Genomic DNA, 19,203 nt, shown 5'->3' on the forward strand with positions numbered 1-19,203 from the left:
ACAAGCGATGTTAGAAAGAGGGTACTTGTTTAAAACCCAGTATAGGCAGGCGAGAAAAAGCGTGTTCAACGACTATAAACGGCAAATTTAACGTAACGAATCTTCCTGGGGAGCTAATAACTGCTTCTCACGTACAAACCTGTCGAATTCGGTAAAACCGCCTATGTGCGTTTGGTCGACAAATACTTGCGGCACCGTATGGATAGGCTTGCCTGCCGTTTTAGCGATGTCCTCTTTAGTAACGCCTTCAGAGGGCATATCGACATAGCGGTAACCCTCGATCTTACCGATTGTTTCCAAATGCTCAGCAAGTTGCTTGGCACGGACGCAGAAAGGGCAGGTCATTCTGCCAAAAATAACCACAAACATGCGAAAACTCCTAACGTCAAAGTGATGGATGGCTCAAGGGGGCTTATTGTGGCGTAGCAGTCCTTGTTTCGCCAATAGGGTAAGGCAATGACGCCGATGGTATCGGCGTCTGCGGTGGCTGGTTTGGGAGCTAATGCGGTAGGCAAACGCAACGCGGAGAATGCTAGCTTTGTTGCGGAGTAGGCCGCTGGTGCAGGACTAACGCTTAACGGGGCGTTTTTGCAGTTTACGCTGGAGTGTCCGGCGATGCATGCCGAGCGCGCGAGCTGTCGCGGAAATATTGCCGTCGTGTTCATGAAGCACTTTTTGAATATGCTCCCACGTGATTCGATTAATGGACGGAGGGTTATCAGCAAGCTCTATATTGGGGTCGCCTTCCTGGTGTTCAAAGGATGCGACAATGTCGTCAGCGTCGGCTGGTTTGCACAGGTAGTTGACGGCTCCGAGCTTCATGGCCTCCACGGCCGTGGCAATGCTTGAGTAACCGGTAAGCACCACAATACGGCAGCTTGGCACGGCGGCCAACATCTCAGGGAGCAGCTTTAGTCCTGAGCTGTTTTCAAGCTTGAGGTCGAGCGTGGCCATGGTGGGTTGAAACTGAACGGCTACCGCAAGCGCCTGGTCTGCATCATGCGCTGTCATTACCTCATAACCGCGGCGGGTAAACGCGCGGCTGAGCACGTGACAGAACATTTCATCGTCATCAATAATTAGCAGGCGCTGATCTGTCGTTTGCATGATGTCCTCAACGATAGTGCTTGAAACACACTAAAACGCGTTTCAATTAGGCTGTGCCGTTAGTTTGGCTTAAAGGGGGGCGGAGCTACGCGGAAGCGTTACTTCTGTCAGCGTGCCACCTTCGGGATGATTATACAGACTAACACCTCCGCCAAAGCGATTGATCGTGGCATGGGTCAAAAACAGGCCAATGCCCATTCCCTTGCTCTTGGTAGAAATAAACGTATCACCGAGCTGGTCAGCGATAGACATGGCAATGCCCGGGCCGTGATCACGAATATCAATGACAACACTCTCTTCCTGCCAATCAAGACGAATAGAAACATGTTCGGGGTTGGCATCAGCGGCATTGTTTAGCAGGTTCATTAGTGCCTGGTCCAGCGTTGTGTCAACCGCAAGCCAGGGTTTGCCGCGCCTTTCAACGATCTCAAATTGGTGGCTAACATCTGGCCGCAACACTAACCAGCGCTGCACAACGCCGGTTAGCCAGGTCTGGGCATCCAGTATTTCGGGTTCTGCCATACGTCGCCGATCGGCACTGGTGACCAAATGCTGAAGACGAGATTTGCAAATGTCGACTTGCTGGCGCAGTAAGCGAATATCCTGCTGTAACGTTCCCCCTTCGGGGGCCTCATCCTGCATCTCTTTTAACAGTATGGCCATGGTCGAGAGCGGGGTGCCTAGTTCGTGTGCTGTGCCCGCCGCCTGAGTGGCTACAGCCAGCACCTGTTCGTTACGCAGCGCCGCTTCGCGAGTAAGCGAAAGTGCTTTATCTCGATTGCGCAGTGCATGGGCCATTTTATAGATAAAAAACGTGACCAGGCCTGCTGAAAGGCCAAAGTTAAGCCACATGCCCATGACATGTAGGTTGAGCATTTCATCGCTACTGATATGCGCCAGCTGAGGAACATGGTGATAAAAGAACATCAGGAAGGTATAGCCTGCCATGGCGCAGGCCGCGCATATCCAGGCATGGCGCCAGGGTAGCGTTGCCGCAGCAATCGTCACAGGCACCAGATAGTAGGTGATAAACGGATTGGTGGAGCCTCCCGAAAAATAAAATACCAGGGTCAGGCCCGCAATGTCGGCCAATAAATGCAGCAGATACTCAATATGTTCCACCGCACGCGGGCGCCCCAACCGCCACCAGGTGGCGATGTTTAATAAGCCCATTGCGATAACGACACTGACGACCGCGGTTACCGGTAATTCAAAGGCCAAGAGTTCAACGCCAACCACAATGGCGATCAGAAACCCTGTCCAGGTGATCCCCCGGACGATGGTGAGGCGTACAAGGTTACGGTTCGGGGTCGAGAGGGGAAGCGGCAAAGCCGTTTGCATGGGCTACTACCTATTTACGTGAAGTTTTGATGCTGTGAATGACAAACTTGATGAGTAGCGTCATGACATAGGTCAGCCAGCCAGCAGAGGCCATTAGGTTGAATAACAGCATTTTTGGTGGCAGCCAAGTGCTGCCTAACGTCGCTTCCACCATGATATGAAAGAACATTGCGAGCAGAAGAGGTAACGCCAGAATATGAATCCACATATCCGTGCGCCGCTTACGGATATGATAGCGACGCAGTAGATAGCGCATCGGTCGGTGTGCCCAGCTAAACAGCACCAGCGCGCCCACGATAAAGAGTGCTGCCAGCGTCGGCTCGGTATTGCCGGTATGTACGGAAATGGAAATCGACCAGGCCAGACCTAGCCATACCAGCCCCTCTATGCTGGCAATAATATCCGCATAGCGTCGCACATTTTGCATAAACAATTGGACCTTGAACCTCTAAAAGTGCCGTTATAATACGATACTTGTTACGGTGTGTGACATTGATAAGCAGATTTCTCCGCCAAGTGGATCACGTATACTGCATTGGCTTATTTTCTTTAACCAGCTTAGGACTTGCCGTGGACGCTATTACCCTGACCCGCCCCGATGACTGGCACCTTCATTTACGTGATGACGAGGCGCTGAACGCCGTGGTAGGCCATACCGCCGCCCAAATGGGCCGTGCGATTATTATGCCTAACTTAACGCCTCCGGTAACGACCACGGCTCAGGCGCTTGAATACCGTGAGCGTATTTTGGCCGCCTTGCCTGAAGGCAGCACGTTTGAACCGCTTATGACGCTCTATTTAACCGACACCACACCGCCTGAGGAGATTGAGCGCGCAGCACAAAGCGGCGTGATCAAAGCGGTTAAGCTTTACCCCGCTGGGGCAACCACTAACTCGGACTCGGGCGTAACCGATCTTGCTCACTGCGATGACACCATTGCCATGCTTGCCAAGGTGGGAATGCCGCTGCTTGTTCATGGTGAAGTAACCACTGCTGATATCGATATTTTTGATCGTGAAGCGGTATTTATCGAAACGGTAATGAAGCCTCTGCTGTCGCGCCATCCCGCGTTAAGGGTTGTTTTTGAACACATTACGACCCAGCAAGCGGCAGAATTTGTGGCAAACGCACCGGATAATATTGCGGCCACTATTACGGTTCATCATTTGCTGTTTAACCGTAACAAAATGTTGGTGGGTGGGATTCGTCCCCACTACTACTGCCTGCCAATCTTAAAACGCGAACAGCATCGGCAAGCGTTACTGAAAGCAGCCACCAGTGGTAGCCCAAAGTTCTTTTTAGGTACGGATAGTGCACCTCACGCCAAAGGCGATAAGGAATCCAGCTGTGGATGCGCTGGCGCTTACACGGCACCGGCGGCGATTGAATTATATGCAAGGGTCTTCGATGAAGTGGGTGCTCTCGATAAGCTGGAAGCGTTTGCCAGCCTGAATGGTCCGCGTTTTTATGGCTTGGCGCCTAATGCCGACAAAATCACGTTAGAGCGTAACCCTTGGCAGCTGCCGGAAGCCTATCCTTATGTGGGGGACAAAACGATTGTTCCATTGCTGGCGGGAGAGTCGCTTGAGTGGTCCATTAAAGCGTAACTGTTGATGAAGTAAGAAACGAAAACGGAGCCATTCGGCTCCGTTTTCGTTAGTGGTAAACACCGGCTATTGGTACGATCTTAGCGCTGGCCAAGTGTTTGTAGCATGTGGTCTACCATGCGTGACGAGTGGGCGGCGGCTACGTCAAGGAACTGTTCAAACGAAAGGTGGTTATCATCGTTACCCGGAATGTCGGATAACGCACGAATCACCACGAATGGGCATTGATACAGGTGACAGGTTTGCGCAATTGCCGCAGCCTCCATTTCAACCGCCAGCATAGAGGGGAACTGGGCCTGTGTCGCAGCCACACGTGCAGGGTCAGACATAAACGCATCACCCGTCGCAATGAGGCCCTCTCGGACGTTAACCTCGCCAACCTCTCTGATCGCCTGACGAGCAATGTCGCGTAACTGAACATCTGCCAGGTAAGCCGCGGGCATGCCGGGCACCTGACCTATTTCATAGCCGAACACCACTGCATCGACATCATGATGGCGTACTTCATCTGAAATGATGACGTCACCAATGTTGAGATCGCTTGCAAATCCGCCCGCTGAACCCGTATTGATGATAGCGTCGGGGTGGTGGCGTTCCAGAAGAATGGCGGTACCCACAGCCGCATTCACCTTGCCAATGCCGGACTGTAGTATCACTACCTCTAGCCCATGGCGCATACCCGTATGAAATACAAACCCTGCATGCTCATAGCGCTCGGCATTGTCGAGTTGCCCGACCAGAATGCCGACTTCTTGCGCCATTGCGCCAATAATGCCAATACGCTTCATCGAATAGGCTCCTTTATCAAACCCTAAAAATTAACAGTACAGTAAGCCTAAGTGTTGGCGTCGTGATGCTCAGCCGCTTCAAGCGTATTTTCAAGCAAAGTGGCAACGGTCATGGGGCCTACGCCCCCCGGAACGGGGGTGATAAAGCTGGCCCGCTCGGCCGCAGCTGCGAAATCGACATCTCCCACCAGCGAGCCATCTTCCTGACGGTTAATACCAACATCAATCACAATGGCACCTTCCTTAATCCACTCCCCTTTAACAATGCCAGGTTTGCCGACAGCCACGACCACCAGGTCGGCACGGTTAACATGGGCCTGCAAGTCCTGGGTAAAGCGATGGCATACAGTGATGGTCGCGCCTGCCAGCATCAGTTCCAGCGCCATTGGACGGCCTACGATGTTAGAAGCGCCAACGATAGTGGCGTTTAAACCACGCACCGACAGGCCGCTTTCTGCCAGCATGGTCATGACCCCTTTGGGTGTGCAGGGGCGTAGAGCCGGCAACCGCTGAGCAAGCCGGCCAAGATTGTAGGGGTGAAAACCATCGACATCTTTGTCGGGCTTAATGCGCTCCAGAATCGGGTTGGCGTCCAGATGAGCTGGAAGCGGTAGCTGAACCAGGATGCCGTCTATGCTTGCATCGTCATTAAGCTGGTCAACCAATGCTTCCAACGCTTGCTGCGTGGTAGCGGCGGGGAGGGCATGTTGAAACGATAGGATGCCCGCTTGTTCGCAGGCTCGATGTTTATTACTAACATAGACGTGAGACGCCGGGTCTTCACCAACCACAACAACGGCTAGTCCTGGTGCACGAGCGCCTACTTGCTGACGTTTGGCTATTTTCTCGGCAACGCGTTGACGGACATGAGCAGCGATGGCTTTTCCATCGATAAGTTGGGCGGTCATTTACAAAGATCCTATGGAGGTTGGAGCGCTGATGCAAAAGCACGCTTGCTTGAGCATTTACTATAGGGAGTAATTTTCGCATGCCCAAGCGGCCAGGCAAAGCATCTACACAATCAATCGCGTTAAGTGTTGACTTTAATTTTAAAAATAGTATTATATGCCTCGCTTGAGACGAGCAGCGCGGTAAGCGTCAAAGGTGATAAATCGGGATGTAGCGCAGTCTGGTAGCGCGCCTGCTTTGGGAGCAGGATGTCGGGGGTTCGAATCCCTCCATCCCGACCACACTTAACGCGAAAGGCGTTACTTTGCTTTTCCAAGTTTGGTTGTGGTCAAGTGCTCATTGGCGTTCAGTGTTTTTTGGGATGCTTTATGTGCGCCCATAGCTCAACCGGATAGAGCAACGGCCTTCTAAGCCGTAGGTTGCGGGTTCAAGTCCTGCTGGGCGTGCCATTAGTAATGCTGTTCGATGGTCATTTGCCGGTTAGGAAAGTTTAAGTACGTTAGTGCTATCAATGGTGGGTGTAGCTCAGTGGTAGAGCCCCGGATTGTGACTCCGGTGGTCGTGGGTTCGAACCCCATCATCCACCCCATTCGATAGTAATATGCGGCTACAGTTTTAGGTTGTGGTGGATGTAGCTCAGTGGTAGAGCCCCGGATTGTGACTCCGGTGGTCGTGGGTTCGAAACCCATCATCCACCCCATTCGTATTGCTTATTTAATATCTTCTCTTCATATCTGATACCACTTAATTGTGGTTTTTTGTTTTTGATCCCTGCATTTTCCTTTCATATTCCTTCCTGCATGTTGTAATGTCTGTTTAAAGACAGCTTGTTTTATTCGTCATGCTTCCTTACTGCTTTCTTGGCTGTGCTTGCTCTTCATGCACCCTGCATTTAATTGCTGCTTAAGCTGTTTTTGTGGCTTTGTCTGCCTGCAAAGCTCTAAAGCAGTGGAGTTGTCTGCTAGTGATATTTTTATAGCGTTAATTGCTGTAAAAAGCCTTGAAAAAAGCTTTTTAAGCTGTGCAAGTGCCCTTTGTTTAGTGATATTTTTCAATCAGTTGCTGGCGTTGTTTTCGCCTGTATTAAACGTAGGTATTAGCGCTGAGGAGAATACAAGATGACGCGACAAACGGTAGTGCTAGGGGCAGGCATGGTGGGTGTCAGTATTGCATGGCATTTACAGCGTCGCGGGCACCAGGTCACCTTGGTGGACAGACGCCAGCCTGGTCGGGAAACGTCGTTTGGTAATGCGGGCATCATTCAGCGAGAAGCGGTGCGTCCTTATGCATTCCCTCGTGATATGAAAACCATTTTAAGCGTGCTGCCTAACAAGCGCGTGGATATTCGTTATCGCCCGGCAGGCATGCTGAATGCCGCTTCACCCCTGTTAAGCTATTGGCATAACTCTTCATCAGGCCGCTATAAAAAAATCATTCCTGAGTGGGCTTCTCTCATCCAATTGTGCTTAAAAACGCACGGTCCGATGATTGAAGCTGCTGGCGCCGAGCACTTGGTGCGCCGTGAAGGGTGGTTAGAGATTTACCGCACGCAGTCGCGTTTGGCAAAACGTATTAAAGAGGCTGAAGAAGCTCGTGAGCATTATGGGGTGCAGTTTAACGTGCTGGATCGTGCAGGCGTTGAAAGCAAAGAGCCGAATTTAGGTAAGGATATTATTGGCGCTATTCATTGGCTGGACCCCTGGACGGTGGCCGATCCGGGTGCCTTGGTGGCCGCCTATGCGCAAGATTTTATGGACAACGGGGGCAAACTTCTTCAGGCTGATATTCAAAAAGTTGAGCAAGCAGGCGAGCGCTGGCGGATCGTTACTGAAACGCAAACCCTTGATGCTGATGACGTGGTGGTTGCCTTGGGACCATGGTCTGGCGAATGGATGAAAGGGCTGGGCTATCATTTTCCTACCTTTGTTAAGCGTGGCTATCACATGCACTATGCTGCCCAAGCGCCAGCCAAGCTGAATTACTGGTTAATGGATGCTGAAGTTGGCTATTTGCTGGCGCCCATGAACGCAGGAGTGCGTCTGACGACCGGTGCTGAGCTTGATCGAATAGAGTCGCCCGCTGATGAGCATCAGCTGGAAGCGGCGGAAAAAGTGGCCAGGACTATTTTTCCGCTTGGCGAGCGCCATGATGCGGCCGCCTGGAAGGGCGCGCGCCCCTGTTTGCCAGATATGAAGCCGATTATTGGACCGGCACCACGCCATCCTGGGTTATGGTTAGCATTTGGGCACGGGCACCAGGGGTTTACCCTTGGTCCAGCGACAGGTCAGCTATTGGCTGACATGATCGAAGGCAAGCCGACAGAAATTGATATGTCACCCTTTCGAGCTGAGCGGTTCTAAATCGCCACGCCGCTTTGTAGGTTGTCCGGTTATTTGCTAAGCTGATTTGACGTTTGACTTCTGAGGGCAGGCTTTATGGATGTATCTATAAGCAATACGGTGAGTACAGCGCTTTATATGAATCAAGCGCAAACTGCTGAACAGGCCCAAATGCAGATCTTCAAAGACGCATTGGATATTCAGGCCCAACAGGTCACGGAAATCATGGCGTCAGCGGATATGGGCGCTGAACCCAATCTTGCTCAAGAAGGTAATGTGGGTACGCAGGTTAATACCTACGCTTAGAACGTTGTCTGCGACCACCATCAGCTAGCATTTTAAAGCGCCGACCCGTTCGGCGTTTTTTGATTGGGCTCAAAAGTGATTTTGCAGGCCTCGCTCGCGCGGACACATGGTAGTAGCCCTTAAAATGTCCCAGCATCCATCATGTGTCTTCCCCCAAGGGTTTCAAGGCGCAGGTTTCAATGAACATGGCACCAAAACGGTCATAACGTTACAATCTCGCCCCATTCTGAATCACTCAGCCAGAGTCGCGTTACGTTGCTGAGTACTAATTTCTGTAGAGGCAAGATGAAAGACACTCAGTTAGCCCAGGAAGCGGATCTGCGCCGCACATTCGCTATCATTTCGCACCCTGATGCGGGTAAAACAACCATCACCGAAAAAATGCTGCTGTTTGGGAATGCTATTCAGCTGGCAGGCTCGGTGAAAAGCAAGCGTAATGACCGACACGCGACGTCTGACTGGATGAAGATGGAGCAGGAGCGGGGAATCTCGGTGACGACCTCCGTTATGCAGTTCCCCTATGGCGGTCGTGTTGTGAACTTGCTGGATACGCCAGGGCACGAAGACTTCTCGGAAGATACCTACCGAACGCTGACCGCCGTTGACTCCGCTTTGATGGTGATTGATGGCGCCAAGGGTGTCGAAGATCGGACCATCAAATTGATGGAAGTGTGTCGTTTACGTGCCACGCCCATCCTGACTTTTATTAACAAAATGGACCGTGATATCCGTGACCCTATTGAGGTGATGGACGAAGTCGAGACCGTTTTAAATATTCAGTGCGCGCCCATGACATGGCCTGTCGGTATGGGGCGTCATTTCAAGGGTGTCTACCACCTTTACAATGATGTTATCCATCTTTATACCCAGGGCCAGGGCAGCCATATTCCGGAAGACAAGCGCATTGAGGGCTTGGATAGCCCTGAAGTTGATGCCGTTCTGGGCGAAGAGCAGGCCGAAGAGCTGCGTATGGAAGTCGAGCTGGTACGGGGCGCTTCGCACACGTTTGATCTTGAGGCTTATCGGCGAGGTGAGCTTACGCCCGTCTACTTCGGTACTGCGATGGGGAACTTTGGTGTACGCGAAATGCTGGACGGCTTCGTCGAGTATGCGCCTGCCCCTCAGCCGCATAAAACCGACCTGCGTGAAGTAACCGCTCATGACGAGCGTTTCACCGGGTTTGTATTTAAGATCCAAGCCAATATGGATCCTAATCATCGTGACCGTATCGCTTTTTTACGTGTTTGCTCCGGCAAATATGAGAAAAATATGAAGATGCGCCATGTGCGTATTGGCAAAGATGTCAAAATTGCTGATGCGTTGACGTTTATGGCATCTGATCGCTCCCATGTAGAAGAAGCCTGGCCGGGTGACATTATTGGTTTGCATAACCATGGCACGATCCAAATCGGCGATACCTTTACCGTTGGCGAGGATATGCGTTTTACCGGTATTCCTCACTTCGCGCCTGAGCTTTTCAAGCGAGTTCGCCTGAAAGACCCGCTGAAAATGAAAGCGCTTCAGAAGGGCTTGCAGCAGCTGTCCGAAGAGGGCGCTACTCAGGTCTTCATGCCTATGGATAACAACGATCTAATCCTCGGGGCGGTGGGCACCTTGCAGTTTGACGTGGTCGCCCATCGGCTAAAGGAAGAGTACAAGGTCGATTGTTTGTATGAGGGGGTCAACGTACAAACGGCCCGCTGGGTATATTGCGACGATGCCAAAATGCTCGAAGAGTTTAAGCGTAAAGCCAGCACGAATTTGGCTATTGATGGAGGCGGTTACTTAACCTACATCGCACCTACTCGGGTTAATTTACAAATGACCCAGGAGCGCTGGCCCGATATTCGCTTCCAGCCCACACGAGAGCATTAAGTTAGCTACTCTTTAAGATAAGCAAAGGTTGGCAAGCCCAGGGAGGGGCTTGCGTGATATATCAACAGGGAGGCCCGACAGTGCTAATCGATGCCCATTGTCATCTGGACTTTAGCGCGTTTGATCAGGACCGCGATGCTGTTTTTGCAGCAGCACACGCGGCCGGTGTCTCTCATTTCATTGTGCCTGGCACTACTCGGAAGCGTTGGCAACAGGTGCTGGCGCTAGGCGAGCGCAGTGATGTTAGTGTGTGCTTGGGCCTCCACCCCTATTTTATGGAACAGCACCAGCGCGATGAGGATATCCTTGCGCTGGAGCAGGCGCTGTATTCAAATCCACAGGTGGCAGCGGTTGGGGAGTGCGGCATTGATGCACGCTTTACAGATTCCTGGGAGCCGCAGTGGCGCCTTTTCGATGATCAGCTGCGCTTGGCCAAGCAGTACAAGCTTCCTGTCGTGGTTCACTGTGTGCAGGCCAATGACAAGGTCAGTAAACGACTGCGCCAGTTAGCGCTTCCCCAAGCGGGGCTGATTCACGCCTTCTCTGGCTCTATAGAGCAAGCCCAAAAGTTTTTAGACGGAGGCTTTGTACTGGGGCTTGGGGGCGCTGTTACCTATGAGCGTGCTCAGCGGCTGCGGCGAACGGTAGCGGCATTACCCAATGATGGCTTTGTACTGGAAACAGATAGCCCTGACATGCCCCTTAGCGGTCATCAGGGTGAGCGTAACGAACCCCAATGTGTTGCTCGCGTGTGTCGCGTCGTGGCCACGCTGCGCAACCAAGCAGAAGAAGAGGTGGCGGCACATAGCAGTGCCAATGCCGCCCGGTTGTTTAAGCTTCAGGCTTTTCAGGATTCTTAAACGAGTGAGCTTAGCCCTTGTAGGCCTAATCCTTTTAAACTTAGCCCTTTTAAACCTGGCCCTTTAACGTGGCCACCAGTTGTTCAGGGTCAAGCCGTTCAATAGCGTAGGGTAGCGGCAGTAGGGTGATTGCGTTGCCTTCCCAGTAAAGCGGTATCGCTTCTTCTGTCGCCTTGGTATTCATCACTGCCAGTAGCTCCACACTATCATTATCGCGCCTTACGCTTGCAACGACCTCGCCCATGGCTTTATCCAGCTCGGTTTTTATGCTGGCGCCTGTCTCGGGTAGCGTTGTCGATGTCAGTTCAGCGTGAACCAAGCGTTTTTTAACTTGTCCACGAAAGTGTGCTCGGGCTACCACTTCCTGTCCTGTGTAGCAGCCCTTTTTAAAGCTAATGCCCCCTAGTGCTTCCCAGTTCAGCATTTGAGGCAGAAATTGATCCTGCTGAGCCTCTGAGAGCCAGGCAATTCCGCTGCGAATGTCGGCAAGTTGCCAGGCAGCCTGCTGGGCTTCGTCGTCCACCACCTGTTGAGAGGATGCCTCTGTCGTTGTCTCAGTCGTGCAAAACAGCCAGCGAGGCATTTCCCCGGCCACGCGTACAACGCTTGATTGTTCATTAACGCTTTGTGTGTATGGCTGTTCAGGAAGGGTTAATCCCAGTGACTCAGCTAAGGTGTCTGCTGCTTTGCTGGCGCCAATAAACGTGATGTTTGTGTTATGGGTCAATTCAGCCCGATAAAACGCGGCAAATTTTTTTAAATGGGCCGCCAGCGAGTCGGCAAGAGAGATACTAAGGATAAGTCTAAAGTGTTCAGCGTTAAGGCGCAGCAGCTGACCATTGGCGAGCATTCTTCCTTTGGGTGTGCAAAAACACGTAAGAGGGGCAAACTCGCCATCCGCTAAACTTACCTGAGCGCTTGTTTGGCCCTGCAGAAATTTTTCAGCATCTGCCCCTGTTACATCCAGCGCTGCCAAGTGATGAAGGCGCACATTGTCGGTGATCGCAGTAGAGGGGATAACCGTTGCCATATAGACTCCTGATGAGTAGCTGATCGCTGAAAGTAGGATTAGGACGCCGCGCTTCTCAACCTGTGGGCGAATGATACTAATTGCAAGGTGTAATAGCGTGCTAGAATCTTTCTGTTGTATCAGTTTTGCATAAGGTTAAGTGAGGAGGGTAGCGTAATGGCACAGCAATCGTTAACGTTTCAAGGCGTAAAAAACGCTGATCAAGTCAACAAGATTACCACGGCGTTGATGATGTTGGAGGGGGTTGATAGTGCAGAGGTAGGTCGCCACGGCGCAGATGTGGATGGCCGTGTTAAACGTGAGGCACTGATCAACGCTGTAGAGAAGCTCAAACTGGGAGTGAAAGTATCCTGATGCATCCGCCTATTACGGTAATCAGCCAGCGTAACCATGTATTTCGCCAGCGTATTGAGGTCGATAGCCTGGAGGCCCTGTATGCCGATGTTCCCACTCTGGTCGGAGGCGAAGGCAGTGCGCCCGACCCACATGACTATTTCGATATTTCTCTGGGAACGTGTAAGGCCATTACGGTGCAGATGTATGCCAAGCGCAAGAAGTGGCCGCTTACGGCGATTACTGTCACGGTGCAGCGGGACGACAGTGAGGAAGCGCATGGAACTTATAAATTGAATGTAGCGTTAACACTGCATGGGATCAGCGACCCGGAACAGCGGGCACGCCTGGAAGAGATCAGCCATCGCTGCCCCATCCAGCGCCTGATGACGCAGGCAACTGTCGATATCACTACGCACGTTATTTAACTTTTCATTCAGGAGCAATGATGAGCAAAGAGTTTCGGTTACAGTCGAAATTTAAGCCTGCCGGTGACCAGCCAAATGCGATAAAAGACTTGGTAAGTGGCCTGGAGTCAGGACTTGCCCATCAAACGCTGCTGGGGGTAACCGGGTCGGGCAAAACATTCACCATGGCGAATGTGGTTGAGCAGCTTCAGCGCCCGACCATTGTGATGGCACCTAACAAAACCCTCGCGGCTCAGCTTTATGGAGAGTTTAAGTCTTTCTTTCCGGATAATGCTGTCGAGTACTTTGTTTCGTATTATGACTACTATCAGCCCGAAGCCTACGTACCATCATCGGATACGTTTATCGAAAAAGATGCCTCTATCAATGATCATATTGAGCAGATGCGTCTCTCGGCAACCAAGGCGTTGCTTGAACGTCGTGATGCGCTCATCGTTGTTTCCGTTTCTGCTATTTACGGCTTGGGTGACCCCGACCAGTATTTAAAAATGCGTCTGCACTTTACCCGCGGCGAGTTGATTGATCAGCGTGCCTTTTTGCGCCGTTTGGCGGAGCTTCAATACACCCGTAATGACATGGACTTCCGCCGAGGTACGTACCGCGTGCGCGGGGATGTTATTGATATTTTCCCTGCTGATTCTGATGAAGATGCGGTAAGGGTTGAACTATTTGATAACGAAATCGACTCTATTCGAATTTTTGATCCGCTAACCGGGGACATACGGGGCCAGGTTCCGCGTATGACAATTTACCCCAAGTCTCACTATGTGACGCCGCGTGAAACCATTTTAGGCGCGATTGACTCCATAAAAGATGAGTTAAAAGAGCGCCTTGAATGGATGCGCAAGCATGAACGCTTGGTAGAAGCGCAGCGCCTTGAACAGCGTACCCTTTACGATATCGAGATGATGCTAGAGCTGGGTTACTGCAACGGTATCGAGAACTACTCACGCTACTTATCCGGGCGTGCGCCTGGCGAGCCGCCGCCCACGTTTTTTGACTACCTGCCTGACGACGCGCTGCTGTTTATTGATGAGTCTCACGTCAGCGTGCCTCAGGTGGGCGGTATGTATAAAGGTGACCGTTCACGTAAAGAGACGTTGGTAGAGTATGGTTTCCGCTTGCCTTCGGCGTTGGATAACCGTCCCATGAAATTCGAAGAGTGGGAATCCATTGTTCCTCAGGCTATTTTTGTTTCGGCAACCCCGGGTAAGTACGAGGCCGAGCATGCCGGTCAAGTTGTTGAACAGGTTGTGCGTCCTACGGGGCTGCTGGATCCTGAAATTGAAGTGCGCCCGGCCAGCACTCAGGTGGACGACCTGCTTTCCGAGATCGGCTTGCGTACTGCCGTCGGTGAGCGCGTACTGGTGACAACGCTTACCAAGCGTATGGCTGAAGATTTAACAGAATACTTTGATGAGCATGGGGTACGTGTTCGCTATTTGCACTCCGATATCGATACCGTCGAGCGGGTAGAAATTATTCGTGATCTGCGCCTGGGCAAGTTTGATGTGTTGGTAGGTATTAACCTGCTGCGCGAGGGGTTGGATATTCCCGAAGTTTCGTTGGTGGCGATTCTGGATGCTGACAAGGAAGGCTTCCTGCGTGCAGAGCGCTCGCTAATTCAGACCATTGGACGCGCGGCACGTAACGCCCACGGTAAAGCTATTTTGTACGGTGATCGCATCACCGACTCCATGCGTAAAGCGATTGATGAGACAGAGCGTCGTCGGGCCAAACAGCAAGCGCACAATGAAAAGCATGGTATTACGCCAACTACCGTGACGCGCTCCGTGGCAGATATTCTGGAAGCTGCGCAAACCCCCGGCAAAAAGAGCAGCCGCAAGCGTGGGTCCGAGCGTAAGGTGGCAGAAGGTGCCGGTGATTATGATATCGCCAGTATGGGGGCGCATGATTTGTTAGCCGCTATCAGCAAGCTGGAAGACGCAATGTTTGAGGCAGCGCAGAATCTGGAGTTTGAAGAAGCAGCGCGCCTGCGCGATCAACTACATCAAATGAAAGAAAAACAGCTGGCGCTAGGATAGAGATATACCAGAAGGCCCCGAAATCCGGCGGGCAGTCGAGCCGAGCGCATAATTAAAACCTTATACCGTTATCTTGTTTTGGATTGTCAAAACATCACTATCAAACTCATTCAATGGTAGTTAACAAATCGTAGAAGCTGCCGCTTGGGGATCAATACGGTATACTGCTTGCACGCTTAAACGGCTATTTCCACCTTCGTTAAAGTAGCCGTAGACAAGACGAAAACCAAGGAGCTGTTACTCCATGACCGTGATTCGCCAGGACGACGTGATACAAAGCGTTGCCGATGCTCTGCAGTATATCTCTTACTATCATCCTAAAGATTTTATTGATGCCATGGATGCAGCATATAAACGGGAACAAAACCCGGCTGCAAAGGATGCTATCGCTCAGATTTTGATTAACTCAAGAATGTGCGCCACTGGCCATCGGCCTATCTGCCAGGACACGGGTATTGTTACCGTCTTCGTTCATGTAGGCATGAACGTTACCTGGGACGCGGATATGAGCCTGGACGACATGGTAAACGAAGGTGTTCGCCGCGCTTACCAGTTGCCTGATAACGTGCTGCGTGCATCCGTGCTGGCAGACCCGGATGGGAAGCGCCAAAACACCAAAGATAATACGCCGGCTATTATCCACCACAAGCTGGTGCCAGGTGACAAGGTCGACATTCACGTTGCGGCAAAAGGCGGCGGTAGTGAAGCGAAATCGAAGTTCGCGATGCTTAACCCCTCTGACAGCGTTGTCGATTGGGTCATGGAGCAGCTTCCCAAAATGGGGGCAGGGTGGTGCCCGCCGGGCATGTTGGGTATTGGGATTGGTGGTACGGCTGAAAAAGCGATGCAAATCGCAAAAGAAGCACTGCTTGACCCAATTGATATTCAGGACCTGCAAGCACGCGGCCCGAGCAACCGCGCTGAAGAGCTACGGTTAGAGCTTTTTGATAAGGTCAATAAAAGTGGTATTGGCGCTCAGGGGCTCGGCGGCCTTACCACGGTGTTGGACATAAAAGTAAAAGATTACCCGACCCACGCGGCGAATAAGCCGGTTGCGATCATTCCTAACTGTGCGGCAACTCGCCATGCGCATTTCACGCTGGATGGCTCAGGCCCAGCAGCGCTTGACCCGCCGAAGCTGGAAGACTGGCCAGAAATTACCCGTGAAATGGGTGATAACGTGAAGCGCGTTAATCTGGATACCGTAACACCCGAAGAAGTTAAAACCTGGCAGCCAGGTGATACGCTGTTACTGAATGGCAAATTACTGACCGGTCGTGATGCTGCTCATAAGCGCATGGTGGATATGCTGGCGAAAGGCGAGCCACTGCCTGTTGATATGAAAGGCCGGTTTATCTATTACGTTGGCCCAGTTGACCCGATACGTGACGAAGTGGTGGGGCCAGCAGGGCCCACAACGGCGACGCGGATGGATAAATTCACGCGCACCATGCTCGAAGAAACCGGACTTTTGGGTATGGTTGGTAAAGCGGAACGTGGCCAAGTGGCCATAGACGCAATCCGCGATAACGAGGCTGTCTACTTGATGGCGGTGGGTGGCTCGGCTTACCTGGTCGCTCAGGCAATTAAAAAATCCCGGGTCGTCGGTTTTGAGGACTTGGGGATGGAAGCCATCTATGAGTTTGAAGTAGAAGATATGCCGGTCACCGTAGCGGTTGATAGCCAGGGCACTTCGGTTCATCAAACCGGACCGGCCAAATGGAAGGAGATTATTGCTCAAACGGCATAAGGCAGTCTGTGCTGTAATGAGTGATTAAATTACAGAAGCCCCGTTCATACGGGGCTTCTGTGCATTGAGAACCATAGCGATACCCTGTTTGAAATATCCATACGTTTAATGGAGATGTAGGTATGGTCTCTTGGCTGCTAGGGACAAGCATTATGCTGATACACCTGTTAGGGGTGATGTCGGCGATCATGGCGCTAATGTCTAGCCGGACATCACAAGGCGCCGTCGCATGGATTATCTCTCTTCTTACCTTTCCTTATATCGCTTTACCGGCCTATTGGTTCTTTGGTCGGCCGCGCTTTTATGGATACGTAATGGCCCGTGGGGAGCGCGATAGCGTGTTAAGGCGTGTGCTTGCTCGCTACCAGGAAAGCTCCTTACCTTATTTAGTCCCGTTTTCTAATTCTGATACACAAGCAGTAGAGCAGTTGGCCATGATGCCTCTCACTCGGGGCAATAGCGCTGAGTTGCTTATTGATGGTGACGCCACGTTCAATAGCTTGTTTAACGGTATTGATGAAGCAGAGCACTACTTACTGCTGCAGTTTTTTATTGTGCGAGATGATGCGCTGGGCCGCCGCCTTCAACAGCACTTGCTGGGTGCCGTACGCCGCGGGGTGCGGGTGTATTTTCTTTACGATGAAATTGGTAGTCGCAAACTCAATGAGGGCTATCTTCGGGAACTGGCCGCAGAAGGCGTAGAAGTCAGCCCGTTTCGCTCCTCAAGAGGCTTTAAACATCGCTTTCAGCTCAATTTTCGTAATCACCGCAAGGTAGCTGTTGTCGATGGTAAGCGGGGTTGGTTAGGGGGATTTAATGTGGGGGTTGAATATCTGGGCCAGGACCCACGCCATGGGCCTTGGCGTGACACGCACCTGGTACTGGAAGGGCCCAGTGTATTGGGGCTACAAGAAGCTTTTTGGGAAGATTGGCACTGGGCAACGGGGGAGGTCACCAGCTTGAATTGGCAGGCGGAAAGCCACCCTAATATTGATCAGAATGTTGTTATTGTCCCTTCAGGCCCCGCGGACAAACAGGACACAGCCAGCCTGTTGATTCAGCAATTGATTCATAGTGCAACGCATCGACTATGGGTCACCAGCCCCTATTTTGTACCCGACCAAGGCGTTCAGGATGCGCTACGCTTGGCCGCCATGCGGGGAATTGACGTACGAGTGATGATTCCCGAGCGGCCAGACCACCTGCTGGTATTTCTCTCGGCCTTTGCTTTTTTGGCCGATATGTTGAAAGCAGGCGTTAAAATATACCGTTATCAACCTGGGTTTCTGCACCAAAAAGTAATTCTGATTGATAATGATGCCGCCACCGTAGGTACGGTAAACTTGGATAACCGTTCATTTCGCTTAAATTTTGAAATTACAGCGTATATTCCTGACACCATATTTGCCGCCGAAGTGCACACCATGTTGGTGAAAGACTTTAATGATTGTCGGCGTATCACAATTGATGAAATTCAACAGCGTCCATTATGGAAAAAAGTAGTATCACGGGCGGCGTATTTAATGTCGCCTGTCCAATAGCAATAATCGGCAAAGGAGTGTTGGGTGAATCTTGAAACAAAATGGCTAGAAGATTTTGTCGCACTTGCGAATACACGCAGCTTTTCAGCGTCTGCCCGCCAGCGTCATGTTACTCAACCTGCTTTTAGCCGCCGTATTCGAGCACTGGAACAAGCCATTGGCGTAACCCTTGTTGACCGCTCAACAACTCCCGTAGGGCTTACGTCAGAAGGGCAGTTGTTTCTGGTGACGGCGCGAAACCTCGTTGAACAGCTTAACGAGTCATTAAGTCATTTGCGTGGCTTGTCGATTGCCAATGAAGCACTTGATATTGTGGCCGCTCACTCATTGGCATTAAGCTTTTTCCCCCCTTGGATATCACGCCTTCAGAAAGGCCTTGGAGAGCTGCCAACGCGTTTGGTCGCCATGAATGTAGGCGAAGCGATCCACGTGCTGCGTGAAGGTAATTGCGATCTCATGCTGGCCTATTATGACCCCTTTGCCACTATGCAGTTGGATGCCGAGGTTTTCCCGTCCTTCTCGATAGGCAAGGTCAATATGCTGCCCGTCTCGCTACCCGACGAAACGGGGAAACCCTGTTTTTCGCTACAGCAAGAGGCCTCAATTCCCTACCTGGCTTATACCCAGGGCGCTTTTTTAGGGCGTAGTGTGCGAATGTTGTTAAAGAATGACCCTTTGCGTATGAAATTACGTACGGTTTATGAAACCGCCATGGCAGAAGGACTAAAAGGCATGGTGCTTCAAGGTATTGGAGCGGCATGGATCCCGGATTTTTGTATTCGTGAAGAGCTCAAAAGTGGGCGCTTGGTCAGGGCCGGTGATGAAAGTTGGGACATACCGCTCGAAATTCGCCTTTATCGCTGCTCGTTGGTACACAAACCTGGCGTTGAGAAGCTTTGGCGTCAGATGATGAAGCTGCCACGTGATTTTTTACAAGCGTAAT

19 protein-coding genes and 4 tRNA genes are annotated in these 19,203 nt (G+C 51.5%); 15 read left to right on the forward strand and 8 right to left on the reverse strand.

All coding sequences use genetic code 11. The annotated features are described in order from the left end of the window. Positions 1–87: 87 nt before the first annotated feature. The 4 genes from ACT3TY_RS01975 to ACT3TY_RS01990 form a co-directional block, all read right to left on the reverse strand. The gene (locus ACT3TY_RS01975; protein ID WP_193053526.1) at positions 88–369 is read right to left on the reverse strand and encodes a GrxA family glutaredoxin; all 282 of its coding nucleotides are present in this window, start codon (positions 367–369) and stop codon (positions 88–90) included. A gap of 198 nt (positions 370–567) precedes the next feature. Further along, a complete protein-coding gene (locus tag ACT3TY_RS01980) occupies positions 568–1,107 on the reverse strand; it encodes a response regulator transcription factor (RefSeq protein ID WP_172116582.1) in 540 nt (179 codons plus the stop codon). A 69-nt stretch (positions 1,108–1,176) separates the two neighbouring features. After that, complete coding sequence (locus ACT3TY_RS01985) at positions 1,177–2,448, reverse strand: ATP-binding protein (protein ID WP_444627212.1); 1,272 nt, start codon at positions 2,446–2,448, stop codon at positions 1,177–1,179. A 10-nt stretch (positions 2,449–2,458) separates the two neighbouring features. Continuing rightward, positions 2,459–2,875, reverse strand: coding sequence for a hypothetical protein (locus ACT3TY_RS01990; protein ID WP_444627213.1), 417 nt, complete (start codon positions 2,873–2,875; stop codon positions 2,459–2,461). 143 nt (positions 2,876–3,018) lie between these two features. Here ACT3TY_RS01990 and pyrC point away from each other — a divergent pair, with 143 nt between their 5' ends. Then, positions 3,019–4,056 carry a dihydroorotase gene (pyrC, locus tag ACT3TY_RS01995; RefSeq protein WP_444627214.1) on the forward strand — a complete coding sequence of 346 codons (1,038 nt, stop codon included), beginning with the start codon at positions 3,019–3,021 and terminating at the stop codon, positions 4,054–4,056. Positions 4,057–4,136: 80 nt separating this feature from the next. Here pyrC and mtnN read toward each other — a convergent pair whose 3' ends face one another. Further along, complete coding sequence (mtnN, locus tag ACT3TY_RS02000) at positions 4,137–4,844, reverse strand: 5'-methylthioadenosine/S-adenosylhomocysteine nucleosidase (protein ID WP_444627215.1); 708 nt, start codon at positions 4,842–4,844, stop codon at positions 4,137–4,139. A 47-nt stretch (positions 4,845–4,891) separates the two neighbouring features. Then, complete coding sequence (gene folD / locus ACT3TY_RS02005) at positions 4,892–5,752, reverse strand: bifunctional methylenetetrahydrofolate dehydrogenase/methenyltetrahydrofolate cyclohydrolase FolD (protein WP_444627216.1); 861 nt, start codon at positions 5,750–5,752, stop codon at positions 4,892–4,894. Between the two features lie 205 nt (positions 5,753–5,957). Between folD and ACT3TY_RS02010 the strand changes: the two genes are divergently transcribed. The 4 genes from ACT3TY_RS02010 (at position 5,958) to ACT3TY_RS02025 (ending at position 6,453) form a co-directional block, all read left to right on the forward strand. Further along, positions 5,958–6,034: transfer RNA gene (locus ACT3TY_RS02010), tRNA-Pro, on the forward strand. A gap of 91 nt (positions 6,035–6,125) precedes the next feature. Then, positions 6,126–6,202 (forward strand) — tRNA-Arg (locus ACT3TY_RS02015). Between the two features lie 65 nt (positions 6,203–6,267). Then, positions 6,268–6,342: transfer RNA gene (locus ACT3TY_RS02020), tRNA-His, on the forward strand. A 36-nt stretch (positions 6,343–6,378) separates the two neighbouring features. Continuing rightward, a tRNA-His gene (locus ACT3TY_RS02025) sits at positions 6,379–6,453 on the forward strand. 139 nt (positions 6,454–6,592) lie between these two features. Here ACT3TY_RS02025 and ACT3TY_RS02030 read toward each other — a convergent pair. After that, positions 6,593–6,808, reverse strand: a complete 216-nt coding sequence (locus tag ACT3TY_RS02030) for a hypothetical protein (protein WP_444627217.1) — start codon at positions 6,806–6,808, stop codon at positions 6,593–6,595. Between the two features lie 63 nt (positions 6,809–6,871). Here ACT3TY_RS02030 and ACT3TY_RS02035 point away from each other — a divergent pair, with 63 nt between their 5' ends. The 4 genes from ACT3TY_RS02035 to ACT3TY_RS02050 all read left to right on the forward strand — a co-directional run bounded on the left by ACT3TY_RS02035 (position 6,872) and on the right by ACT3TY_RS02050 (position 11,133). Beyond that, a complete protein-coding gene (locus tag ACT3TY_RS02035; protein WP_444627218.1) occupies positions 6,872–8,113 on the forward strand; it encodes an NAD(P)/FAD-dependent oxidoreductase in 1,242 nt (413 codons plus the stop codon). A gap of 75 nt (positions 8,114–8,188) precedes the next feature. Continuing rightward, the gene (locus ACT3TY_RS02040; RefSeq protein ID WP_172116591.1) at positions 8,189–8,398 is read left to right on the forward strand and encodes a putative motility protein; all 210 of its coding nucleotides are present in this window, start codon (positions 8,189–8,191) and stop codon (positions 8,396–8,398) included. Between the two features lie 285 nt (positions 8,399–8,683). Then, positions 8,684–10,273, forward strand: a complete 1,590-nt coding sequence (locus tag ACT3TY_RS02045) for a peptide chain release factor 3 (protein WP_193053530.1) — start codon at positions 8,684–8,686, stop codon at positions 10,271–10,273. An 80-nt stretch (positions 10,274–10,353) separates the two neighbouring features. Next, a complete protein-coding gene (locus ACT3TY_RS02050; protein WP_444627238.1) occupies positions 10,354–11,133 on the forward strand; it encodes a TatD family hydrolase in 780 nt (259 codons plus the stop codon). Positions 11,134–11,182: 49 nt separating this feature from the next. On the opposite strand, the gene ygfZ is transcribed toward ACT3TY_RS02050, so the two are convergent. Next, positions 11,183–12,163: a CAF17-like 4Fe-4S cluster assembly/insertion protein YgfZ gene (gene ygfZ, locus ACT3TY_RS02055; RefSeq protein ID WP_444627219.1), complete on the reverse strand. Its 981-nt coding sequence runs from the start codon at positions 12,161–12,163 to the stop codon at positions 11,183–11,185. 156 nt (positions 12,164–12,319) lie between these two features. Between ygfZ and ACT3TY_RS02060 the strand changes: the two genes are divergently transcribed. The 6 genes from ACT3TY_RS02060 to ACT3TY_RS02085 all read left to right on the forward strand — a co-directional run bounded on the left by ACT3TY_RS02060 (position 12,320) and on the right by ACT3TY_RS02085 (position 19,202). After that, positions 12,320–12,517 carry a hypothetical protein gene (locus ACT3TY_RS02060; protein ID WP_087105479.1) on the forward strand — a complete coding sequence of 66 codons (198 nt, stop codon included), beginning with the start codon at positions 12,320–12,322 and terminating at the stop codon, positions 12,515–12,517. Beyond that, the gene (locus ACT3TY_RS02065) at positions 12,517–12,924 is read left to right on the forward strand and encodes an OsmC family protein (protein WP_192526950.1); all 408 of its coding nucleotides are present in this window, start codon (positions 12,517–12,519) and stop codon (positions 12,922–12,924) included. The genes ACT3TY_RS02060 and ACT3TY_RS02065 overlap by 1 nt, the downstream gene beginning before the upstream one ends. Positions 12,925–12,944: 20 nt before the next feature. Continuing rightward, positions 12,945–14,969, forward strand: a complete 2,025-nt coding sequence (gene uvrB / locus ACT3TY_RS02070) for an excinuclease ABC subunit UvrB (protein WP_172116595.1) — start codon at positions 12,945–12,947, stop codon at positions 14,967–14,969. Between the two features lie 244 nt (positions 14,970–15,213). Then, entirely contained in the window at positions 15,214–16,719 is a 1,506-nt protein-coding gene (locus ACT3TY_RS02075) for a fumarate hydratase (protein ID WP_444621728.1), read from the forward strand. A gap of 122 nt (positions 16,720–16,841) precedes the next feature. Beyond that, complete coding sequence (cls, locus tag ACT3TY_RS02080) at positions 16,842–18,260, forward strand: cardiolipin synthase (RefSeq protein ID WP_444627220.1); 1,419 nt, start codon at positions 16,842–16,844, stop codon at positions 18,258–18,260. A gap of 24 nt (positions 18,261–18,284) precedes the next feature. Next, complete coding sequence (locus tag ACT3TY_RS02085) at positions 18,285–19,202, forward strand: LysR substrate-binding domain-containing protein (RefSeq protein ID WP_087105473.1); 918 nt, start codon at positions 18,285–18,287, stop codon at positions 19,200–19,202. The last annotated feature ends 1 nt before the right edge of the window (position 19,203 follow it).

This window comes from Halomonas sp. AOP22-C1-8 (assembly GCF_052378905.1).
In the GTDB taxonomy this organism is placed as follows: Bacteria; Pseudomonadota; Gammaproteobacteria; order Pseudomonadales; family Halomonadaceae; genus Vreelandella; species Vreelandella citrativorans.